The following is a 9,737-nucleotide window of genomic DNA, read 5'->3' as shown; positions in this document are numbered from 1 at the left end:
TGGCACCCCACCAGGAGCCGGTGGCGGTGCAGGTACCGGGGGTGTGGGGCCAGCACCAGGCAACGGGCCAGGAGCCGGTGGTGTGGGGGCTGGTAGTCCCGGTGCAAGCCCACGAACCGGCGGCGCTTCCGGTAGCACTGGTGGTGGGTACGGCATGGGTCCTGCTGCTGGTGCTGGCCGCGGTGGGCGTAACGGACAGCAAAAACGGGGCCGGGTACAAGCAGTCACCTCAGCGGTAGAACGTGAAGGCAACCTCAAAGCACTTCTTGGTGAAGCACCCGAAGTCGTCCCCGGAGTCATCGGCGCATGGGTACGCGAACCCAAACGCTAGACAGTCTGGGAACAGAGGAAGGTAAAAGGAGCTTCGCCTATTTCTGGGGGTTGTGCTGATTACGGCTCTGATTGGGGGCACATCTACCCGTTTTGAAGCGTCCTGAGTTTAGTGGTTGGCATAACCAACACTAAAAAATGAAATAGCACCCCCTGATCAACTCAGAAAAAGGGTTTCTAGATAGAAAGAGGGCTCGGCCGTGCCGAGCCCTCTTTCAGGCCTTCTCAACGCGCAAGCGTTTTGCCTGTTAGATCTTCGCCTTGGACTTCTCCAGCTCGTCGAAGATTTCCTTCGGGACGCGGTCGCCCAGGTTCTTGAGGTACTCCTCACCCTCGGCGAACTCGGCTTCGAACTCGGCCGGGTTAACGGTGAGTGCTTCGCGGACGTCCTCGAGCGGGGTGTCCAGGCCGGTGAGGTCCAGGTCCTCAGCGCGAGCAACCAGACCGGCGACGGTGTCGTCGGCTTCCACGCGGCCCTCGATACGGTCGATGACCCACTTGAGTACGCGGGAGTTGTCGCCGAAGCCGGGCCACAGGAAGCGGCCGTCCTCGCCGCGGCGGAACCAGTTAACCAGGAAGATGGATGGCATGCGGTCCCCGCCCTCGACGCCGCGGTCGATCCAGTTCTGGACGTAATCGCCGACGTTGTAGCCGATGAACGGGAGCATCGCGAATGGGTCGTGGCGCAGGGAGCCCACCTTTGCCTCGAGGGAAGCGGCGGTCTGACCAGAAGAGAGCAGGGAGCCAATCATGGCGCCGTGGTTCCAGTCGCGGGCCTGGGTGACCAGCGGGATGGTGGACGGGCGACGGCCACCGAAGAGGATGGCGTCGAGCTTGACGCCCTTCCAGTCGTCGAACTCCGGTGCAGCGGTCGGGCACTGGGAGATGGCCACGCAGTAGCGAGAGTTCGGGTGGGCAGCCGGGGTGCTGGACTCCGGGGTCCAGTCATTACCCTGCCAGTCAATGAGGTGCGCCGGCACGTCGCCGTCCATGCCCTCCCACCAGACATCGCCGTCATCCGTAAGCGCGACGTTGGTGAATAGGGTGTTGCCTGGCTCCATGGTGCGCATAGCAATGGGGTTGGACTCGTAGTTCGTGCCCGGGGCCACGCCAAAGAAGCCGTTCTCCGGGTTGACGGCGTACAAGCCGTCCTCGCGCAGCTTGAGCCATGCAATGTCATCACCGACGACTTCAGCGGTCCAGCCCTCAATTGTCGGGGTGATCATGGCCAGGTTGGTCTTACCGCAAGCAGACGGGAAGGCGGCCGCAATATGGTAGGCCTTGCCGTCCGGGTCGGTGAGTTTGAGGATGAGCATGTGCTCAGCCATCCAGCCCTCTTCGCGGGCCATGACGGATGCGATACGCAGGGCGTAGCACTTCTTAGCCAGGATGGCGTTGCCGCCGTAGCCAGAACCGTAGGACCAGATCTCCTTGGTCTCCGGGAACTGGGAGATGTACTTGGTGTCGTTGCAGGGCCATGCCACGTCTTCCTGGCCGGGCTCAAGCGGTGCGCCGATGGAGTGGAGGCAACGGACAAAGTCACCGTCCTTGCCAATCTTGTCCAGAGCTTCCTGCCCCATACGTGTCATGATGCGCATGGACATGACCACGTAGGGGGAGTCCGTCAGCTGAACGCCGAGCTTCGGTTCCGGGTCGGAAATCGGGCCCATGCAGAACGGCACCACGTACATGGTGCGGCCCTTCATGGCGCCGCGGAAGTGCTCCGTCATTTCGGCCTTGAGCTCGTTCGGCTCGACCCAGTTGTTGGTCGGGCCTGCGCCGTCCTTGGTGGGGCTGGCGATGAAGGTGCGAGACTCCACGCGGGCAACGTCAGACGGGTGGGAGCGGGCAAGGAAGCTGTTCGGGCGCTTGTCTTCGTTGAGCTTGATCAGCGTGCCCTTTTCCACCAGTTCAGCGGCGAGACGCTCCCACTCTTCGTCTGATCCGTCAGCGAAAACTACCTGTTCCGGTTGGAACAGCTCCACAGCCTCATTGATCCACTCAATCAGCTGCTCGTTTTCGGTGGGGGCCTGCCCCTGAAGACCCTTCACTACGGCGGTCATACTTTCTCCTCAATAATCGGCGACTACCCAGTTAATTCTTCTCCTTTAGAATATCGAAGTGTTACCGTCACCCGCCTGTCGCTCGAAAGTCTCCACGATAGCGCGACGATGCCACATTATCGCTACCCCCGAATGTGGGTCATTGGAGAATGGTGGGTGCGGGGGATAAAACGTCGATAAGCAGCCTTGATCCCCGCAATACCTGCCAAGCGGACGGTATGTGAGTTCTGCGGGTATAATCCGTGGATGTTTTTGCCTTTATTGCCCCTATGCGGGGGACAGCCCGAAAAGCTGCGACAATGGCGTGCGTGAATGATTCTCTTGGTGAACTCCCGCACGGTCGCCCCCCGCAGACTGAGTTTGACACGGGCCTGGATTACCCCCGCCTGGGTTCCGTCACTTTTCGTCGTGGCACGCTCACGCCTAATCAGGAGCAGCTTTTCGACGAATGGTGGCCCCGCCTCGGCCGCATCCTCACCCACTCTGATGAGGATCAGACCATTGATGTTGATGAGTGGTTTGGACGCAGCGGGCATAAAACCATCGTGGAGATTGGCTCAGGCACAGGCACGTCCACCGCTGCGATGGCGCCGTTGGAAAAAGACACGAATGTGATCGCCGTGGAGTTGTACAAGCCGGGGCTGGCCAAGTTGCTGGGTTCCGTTGTGCGCGGCGGGATTGAAAACATCCGCATGGTGCGAGGCGACGGAGTGGAGGTGCTCGCTCGCATGTTCCCACCAGAATCCCTTGATGGCGTGCGCATTTTCTTCCCCGATCCGTGGCCGAAGGCCCGGCACCACAAGCGGCGGATCATCCAGTCGGGAACGCTCAACCTCATTGCCACGCGCCTGAAGCCAGGTGGCGTATTGCACGTGGCCACGGACCACGCCGACTACGCCGAGTGGATCAATGAGCTAGTTGAGGTCGAGCCGATGCTGGAATATAAGGGCTGGCCGTGGGAGAATGCCCCCATCCTGACAGACCGCCAGGTGATCACCAAGTTTGAAGGCAAAGGCCTGGATAAACAGCACGTGATTTCTGAATATCTCTGGGTGAAAAAATGACAGATGTACATAGCCTGATCCATTCCTACTCCCCCGGCGCGGATGCGGGCCCGGATAGTCTGCTGCTGGTGTGGGATGCACCCAACCTGGACATGGGCTTAGGCGCCATTCTGGGTGGCCGTCCCACCGCCGCGTACCGGCCGCGCTTTGATGCTATTGGCCGCTGGCTTGTGCACCGCGCCCTGGACATGCCGGGTGAGGTAGAGCCGGAAGCAACCGTGTTTACCAATGTCACCCTCGGTTCCGCTGATGTGGTGCGGCCCTGGGTGGAGGCGCTGCGCAACGTTGGTTTCGCCGTTTTTGCTAAGCCGAAGGCGGATGATGAATCTGATGTGGATGCGGACATGGTTGCCCACATCAACCGCCGCCGAGATGAGGGCGTGCTGCGCGGGGTCGTGGTTGCTTCCGCCGATGGCCAGAACTTCCAGGACTTACTCACGGAGCTCGCGCATGATGGCATCCCCGTCACCGCCATAGGTTTTCACGAACACGCCAGTTGGGCAGTCACCTCACCGGACATCACATTCGTAGACTTAGAGGACATCCCTGGTGTATTCCGCGAACCGCTACCGCGCGTCAACCTGGACCAACTGCCGGACGGCGGTGCGTGGCTGCAGCCGTTCCGCCCGCTGAGCGCATTGATCAAAAACTAGGAGACGCATGTTCTATAGGTGGGGCCATGCCGCCTACCGGCACCGCAAGATCATTCCTGTGGTGATCATTGCCCTGATCATCCTCATGCAGGTGCTCTGGGGCTCCAAACTCGGTGAGCGCCTGTCCCAGGAAGGTTGGGAGGATCCGCGGGCGGATTCCACCACCGCTGCGGTGATTGAGGAGGACACGTTTGGCCGCGACAACGCCGGCGACGTGATCCTGTTGGTCAGTGGCAATGTTACGGACCCAGAGGTGATGGCTTCCGCCGACAGGCAGATCTCCAAACTCAAAGATCGCCCCGAAGTTGCCCAACTGACCAGCTACTTTTCTACCCCGAACCCGCAGCTGATCTCCCCGGATAAAACGAAGGCTTTTGCTGCGATCGGCCTGGCCGGTGATGGCGAGCAAACGTTGAAGGATTTCCGGGAGCTGCAGGAAGAACTCGAAGCCATTGAGATCCCCGGCGCGGAGGTGCAAATCGCCGGCGCCACCGCTGTGGCTGACGCATTGGACCGTGGCATGGCGGATGACATTGCCCGCGCGGAAAAAATTGGCCTTGTTTTTGTGGCTGTGATCTTGCTATTTGTTTTCGGCGGTGTCATCGCGGCAGCGATGCCACTGATCGTGGGTGTGCTTTCCATCATCGGGTCGCTGTCCATCCTGGCGATTCTGGCGAAGTTCCATCAGGTCAACGTGTTCTCCCAGTCCATCATCACGCTGCTGGGGCTGGGCCTGGCCATCGACTATGGCCTGTTCATGGTCTCCCGTTTCCGGGAGGAGCTGGATAAGGGCAGAACAGTCGAAGATGCCGTGGCGGAAACTACCACCACGGCGGGCAAGACAGTCTTTTTCTCTGCACTCTTGATCGGCGTAGCTTTGTCCGGGCTGCTCATGTTCCCGCAGGCTTTCCTGAAATCAGTGGCGTACGGCGCGATCAGCGCGGTGCTTTTCGCCGCTGTGATCTCGGTGGCGGTACTACCAGCGTTGTTTGGGATGTTGGGGCGCAACATCGATAAGTGGTCCGTCCGCCACACCAGCCGCACAGCCAAGCGGATTGAGGACACGATTTGGTTCCGGATCCCGGCGTGGGCCATGCGACACTCCAAGGGCGTCATCGTGGGGGTGACCGGCGCGCTGTTGGCGCTGACCATCCCCATCGTGGGCATCACCTTCGGCGGCATCAACGAGTCGTACCTGCCACCCACCAATACTGTCCGCCAGGCACAGGACGATTTCAATGAGACCTTCCCTGCTTTCCGCACGGACCCGGTGAAGTTGGTAATTACCGGCGCCGACAATCAACAGCTCGTGGACGTAGTTTTGCAAACACGCCAGGTCACCGGCCTCGCCTCCCCCATGGAGCCCTCGCAGGCCACCAAGGACGGTACGACCGTGCTCTCCGGCACGCTGGCGGACCGCAACGGCGGTAAGGAAGTCATCGACCAACTGCGCGCCATCGAAGCACCAGAAGGCGTGGACCTCTACATCGCCGGCACACCGGCCATGGAAGTCGAATCCATCGAAGCGCTGCTGGGCCGCCTGCCGTGGATGGCGGTGTACATGGTTGTGGCGACATTCCTGCTCATGGCTGTGCTCTTCGGTTCGATGATTTTGCCTGTCAAGGCCGTGATCATGAACGTCCTAGGTATCGGCGCCACGCTCGGCTTCCTCACCCTCGTCTTCGTGGACGGCGTCGGCTCCGGCATGTTCGGCTTCACACCAGGCCCGCTGATGAGTCCAGTGCTGGTGCTCATCATTGCGATTCTCTACGGCCTGTCCACGGACTATGAAGTGTTCTTGGTCTCCCGGATGGTGGAGGCGCGGCACAAGGGTGCGTCGACAAGCAATGCAATCAAATACGGCACTGCGCACACTGGCGGGATTATTACAGCGGCCGCCCTCATCATGATCGTGGTCGCGGGCGCGTTTGCGATGAGTGAGATTGTGATGATGAAGTACATCTCCTTCGGCCTCATCTTCTCCCTCGCACTCGACGCCACACTCATCCGCCTGCTGCTCGTACCCGCAGTCATGCGCGAACTGCGCGAAGACAACTGGTGGGCCCCACGCTGGGTCAAGCGCGCCTACGAGAGCTTCGGAGAAGGCAGCTCTACCAGCGCCGCCAGCCACTCCGAACCCGCCCACCCCCGCGCCGGTGAGATCCCCATCGGCGCCACCGTCCTGGCCGCGCAGCACGCCCGCAGTGGTGTGAGCGTGGAACAGAACCGTGACCTCATTCCCTTCGATGAACTCATGCGCCGACTGAATGACTGATCTTCGCTCCTGGGCGCGGTGGCTGGCCCCCATCGCGGTCCTCATTATTGTGGCACTGGTCTTCCGTGACCAGCTGCCATTCCTCGGGCAGGCCTTCGCAGCACTCGGCCAGGCCTCCCCCAAGTACGTGGCGGCAGCGATTTTCTTCTCGGTGCTGGCCATCGTGTCCATGGCCGCCGTGATGCGCATCCTCCTCGCCTCCAAAGACGTGAACGCGAACATGGGGAATTGCACCGCCGTCACCCTGGCCAGCAACGCCTGGTCCACCACCATCCCCGGTGGCCCCGCCCTCTCAGCGTGGTTGACCTACCGCATCCACCGCTCCTGGGGCGCTTCCGCTGGCCTGTGCGGGTGGTTCTTTGTCATCTCCGGCGCACTTTCCACCGTGTGGATGGTAGTCATTGGCATCGTCGCCGCCATCTTCCTCGGCGCGAACTTATCCATGTGGGCGCTCGCCGGCTCCCTCGCCGTGGCCACCGCCGCCATCGCCGGCCTGTTCTGGGCCGTGTACAACCCCAACGTGCTTGCACGCTGGGCCCGCTATCTACCCACGCGCGTGCGTGAACGCGTCCTGCCCGTAATCACCCAACTTGGTGATATCCGCGTGTCACCCCGCGGATTCATCGCCGCCACAGTCTTCTCACTGCTCAATCAGCTTATCGACGTAGCCACCCTCTACTTCTGCGTCGCCGCCGTCACCGGCTCCCTCCCCGGCTTCCACCCCAGCCTGGACGCAACCACAATCCAAGGAGTGACCCTGGCCTTCATCATGACCAAATTAGCTGGTGCCGCCCAGATCACCCCCGGAGGCATTGGCACCGTCGAGCCCGTTGCCACCGCATCGCTGGTGGCAACCGGCCTCACGCTGGTCGACGCCACCGCCACCACCCTGATCTACCGCATTGTCTCTTTCGCCCTTATCACCGTCATCGGTTGGGTGATTTATCTCATTGCCTATGCCGGAAAAGGATTCATGCTCGGCCGGCAGCAATAACGCTGCCCACCGAGCATGAACTATTCGTTTTCAACAGGAGCGAAGAGCACTACGCCTCCGCTGTAGCAACCTGTTTCTCGTTGGTGGCCTAGTTGCCTTCCGACTCAGTATCCTCGGAAGGCTTCTCCGAGCTACCCAAGTTCTCGAAAGCCTCACCAACCGTGATCTTATTACCAGAACTACCAGAACCCGGGGCGCAGAACGCCCACAGCAAACCAGCCGCACCAGCAAGAGCAGCCAAACTACCCAACACCTTCAGAGCATCCTGGTTGTTGTAAGCAAGAGCCTTCAGCTGATCATCGATCTGCGCAGCAAACCGCGAAGAATCCTCGTTGTAAATACCCGTACCCTGCTGAATCCTGGAGTTCGCCTCCCGAATCTGCTTACCAATGCTCTCCTGCAAAGCCATGATGCCCGGCGCCTTCGCATTACCCAGCGCAATCAACGGGAGCGCCAGAATCAACGCACCAAGAACACCACCAACAGCCGGCAAACAACGATCCGTAATCGGATCATCACTCGAACCGCCACCCGAAGAACCAGGAGCGTTTTCATCCAGGTTGGACACGGTGCAGGACAGCTCCGAACCGGTCTTCGCCGGAACAGTGAACTTATTGCCCTCCAGCTTCACATCAACATCAGTGCCGTTGGAATCGGTGCACTTAACATTCTTCGGTTCACCGTCTGCCTCAGCCACCGTCACAGTGCCTTCAGTGTCCGGCTTCGACGTGCGGTAACGCAGGGTCGCTGCACCCTTCTCATCGGTGACCACGTCTTCCTCATCGAGTGCCACGATCTTCTTATCCGCGTCATTCGCCTTCGTGTCTGCGATGGAGAACTTCCACCCAGACTTCGTGGCCGGCGCAGTGGGCTCAACAACCTTGCCACGCTTATTCACAAAGTTCTTCTGAATGTTGATTTCGCCCTGGCAGCCCTTCGTGGTCTGCTCGACGAGTGCCTCGGACAACTCGGCGTACTGAGCAACAGGGATCCAATCATCCTCGCCTGAGATGTACCCCAGGTACGTTGCCGCTTCAGTACCCGGCTGAACACCACCACCAACGGCCAGTGGCACAACACGAGTGCCTGCCTGCTTGAGATCATTAGCAGCCTTCACTGCATTCTGGACACTCAACAGTGGTGGTTGGCCCTCAACCGTACCGTCGTCGTCACCATAGGTATTCGGCTGACCATCCGTGATCAAGTACACAACGTCGTAGCCCATACCCTCAACTTGTGTCAGAGCCTGCTGCCAGTTGGTGTAGTTGTCCCTTCCACTTGGGATGGCCAACTTATCAATATGAGCGTTCAGCTTCTCCTGCTCAGAAGCCGGGGTTTTGTCCAGGTTCTGCTGCCCCTTCGCCGGAGCATGCCTAGCAAAGCTGTACATACCGATCGTGATGTCAGTATCCTTCAGCGCCTCAACAACAGCCTTGGCCGCGTTCTTCGAGTCAGCCAGGCCTCGCTGGCCAATGGAACCCGAAACGTCAAACACAAGAGCCATACTCAAGCCACCGCAACGCTCAGGAAGCGGCGGATTTTCTGCGATGGGGTGGCCGGCTGGGACCGGCCCTGGATCAGCAACAGCCCGCGGCGTTGCTACGAGGACGCTGGCAACCAGCGCCAGAATCGTGACCATGGCGACAAGCAACCACTGAGGGCTCACCCGGTGTGATGTCTTCATACAAATAACTCCAAAGGATCTGAGAAATGCCTTAAAAGGCGTTCGGAAAAACACTACTCCGCATTCAGGTCCACTGCAATAAACGGCGAAGGTGTGCAGGTTCGATCCGCCAAAACTCCCTTTCAACGTCGAATTGCATGTCATCGATGAAAAGACTGGGGGCTATTCTGGAGCTATGAAGAACTCCACTGCGATCACGCTCGACGCTGTTGCTATCGCACTGTTCGCTTTGTTTGCGCGCATTGCACACCAGACCGAAGAGACACCACTGAACTTCATCACTTGGCTCGACACCCTCTGGCCGTTCTTGCTCGGCGTTGCGCTGGCGTGGATGTTCGCGCTATTCGCGCTGAAAGAAGCCAGAGGTTGGGTCATCTGGCTCATCACCGTGGCTACCGGTTTGATTATTTGGGCAATAAGAAATCAGCAGCTGCCGCACTGGTCCTTCATTCTCGTGGCCAGTGTGATGTCGGCGCTGCTGATGCTGGGGTGGCGCGGCATTGCGCGCCTGATCAAACGGTAAGTTGCCCGTCTTTTAGAACGGCGACTTGCCGGAGGCAATCGACCGAACGACCCAGACGATGTAGTTGATAATTTCTGCGCCGATGTCCAGTGCACTGCTGAGCATTGAGTCCTCCCAAAGGTAGAAGTGATTTTCCTTTATCGCTTCGAGT

The 9,737-nt window shown here is 59.7% G+C and carries 7 protein-coding genes and 1 pseudogene; 6 read left to right on the top strand and 2 right to left on the bottom strand.

Annotation, left to right across the window (positions count from 1 at the left end):
• Positions 1 to 331 (top strand): annotated as a pseudogene (locus tag F4V54_RS11415) (hypothetical protein); the annotation flags it as partial.
• 247 nt (positions 332 to 578) lie between these two features.
• Here the strand turns inward: F4V54_RS11415 and F4V54_RS03460 are convergent.
• Entirely contained in the window at positions 579 to 2,393 is a 1,815-nt protein-coding gene (locus tag F4V54_RS03460) for a phosphoenolpyruvate carboxykinase (GTP) (RefSeq protein ID WP_150386246.1), read from the bottom strand.
• Positions 2,394 to 2,692: 299 nt separating this feature from the next.
• Between F4V54_RS03460 and trmB the strand changes: the two genes are divergently transcribed.
• From trmB to F4V54_RS03440, 4 genes are read left to right on the top strand one after another with little or no spacing between them, the layout of a single operon-like run.
• Positions 2,693 to 3,457, top strand: a complete 765-nt coding sequence (gene trmB, locus F4V54_RS03455) for a tRNA (guanosine(46)-N7)-methyltransferase TrmB (protein ID WP_034662710.1) — start codon at positions 2,693 to 2,695, stop codon at positions 3,455 to 3,457.
• Complete coding sequence (locus F4V54_RS03450; RefSeq protein ID WP_150386245.1) at positions 3,454 to 4,110, top strand: NYN domain-containing protein; 657 nt, start codon at positions 3,454 to 3,456, stop codon at positions 4,108 to 4,110. The genes trmB and F4V54_RS03450 overlap by 4 nt, the downstream gene beginning before the upstream one ends.
• Before the next feature lie 7 nt (positions 4,111 to 4,117).
• The gene (locus F4V54_RS03445; RefSeq protein WP_150386244.1) at positions 4,118 to 6,385 is read left to right on the top strand and encodes an MMPL family transporter; all 2,268 of its coding nucleotides are present in this window, start codon (positions 4,118 to 4,120) and stop codon (positions 6,383 to 6,385) included.
• Complete coding sequence (locus F4V54_RS03440; RefSeq protein ID WP_102724400.1) at positions 6,378 to 7,379, top strand: lysylphosphatidylglycerol synthase transmembrane domain-containing protein; 1,002 nt, start codon at positions 6,378 to 6,380, stop codon at positions 7,377 to 7,379. Before F4V54_RS03445 ends, F4V54_RS03440 begins: the two co-directional genes overlap by 8 nt.
• Positions 7,380 to 7,467: 88 nt before the next feature.
• Here the strand turns inward: F4V54_RS03440 and F4V54_RS03435 are convergent, their stop codons facing one another.
• Positions 7,468 to 9,063, bottom strand: a complete 1,596-nt coding sequence (locus tag F4V54_RS03435; protein ID WP_170253099.1) for a vWA domain-containing protein — start codon at positions 9,061 to 9,063, stop codon at positions 7,468 to 7,470.
• A 175-nt stretch (positions 9,064 to 9,238) separates the two neighbouring features.
• On the opposite strand from F4V54_RS03435, the gene F4V54_RS03430 reads away from it, so the two are divergent.
• Positions 9,239 to 9,586, top strand: coding sequence for a DUF3054 domain-containing protein (locus F4V54_RS03430; protein WP_150386242.1), 348 nt, complete (start codon positions 9,239 to 9,241; stop codon positions 9,584 to 9,586).
• Positions 9,587 to 9,737 lie beyond the last annotated feature (151 nt).

It is taken from the genome of Corynebacterium tuscaniense (assembly GCF_008693065.1).
GTDB lineage: Bacteria > Actinomycetota > Actinomycetes > Mycobacteriales > Mycobacteriaceae > Corynebacterium > Corynebacterium tuscaniense.
The sequence above is the reverse complement of the archived record's forward strand: the minus strand, read 5'-3'. Positions and strand labels throughout refer to the sequence as shown.

What these genes read in the sequence shown, in the direction of transcription:
- trmB (WP_034662710.1), top strand. Translation starts at nt 2,693, where the DNA reads ATGGCGTGCGTGAATGATTCTCTTGGTGAACTCCCGCACGGTCGCCCC.
- F4V54_RS03460 (WP_150386246.1), bottom strand. Translation starts at nt 2,393, where the DNA reads ATGACCGCCGTAGTGAAGGGTCTTCAGGGGCAGGCCCCCACCGAAAAC.
- F4V54_RS03445 (WP_150386244.1), top strand. Translation starts at nt 4,118, where the DNA reads ATGTTCTATAGGTGGGGCCATGCCGCCTACCGGCACCGCAAGATCATT.
- F4V54_RS03435 (WP_170253099.1), bottom strand. Translation starts at nt 9,063, where the DNA reads ATGAAGACATCACACCGGGTGAGCCCTCAGTGGTTGCTTGTCGCCATG.
- F4V54_RS03440 (WP_102724400.1), top strand. Translation starts at nt 6,378, where the DNA reads ATGACTGATCTTCGCTCCTGGGCGCGGTGGCTGGCCCCCATCGCGGTC.
- F4V54_RS03450 (WP_150386245.1), top strand. Translation starts at nt 3,454, where the DNA reads ATGACAGATGTACATAGCCTGATCCATTCCTACTCCCCCGGCGCGGAT.
- F4V54_RS03430 (WP_150386242.1), top strand. Translation starts at nt 9,239, where the DNA reads ATGAAGAACTCCACTGCGATCACGCTCGACGCTGTTGCTATCGCACTG.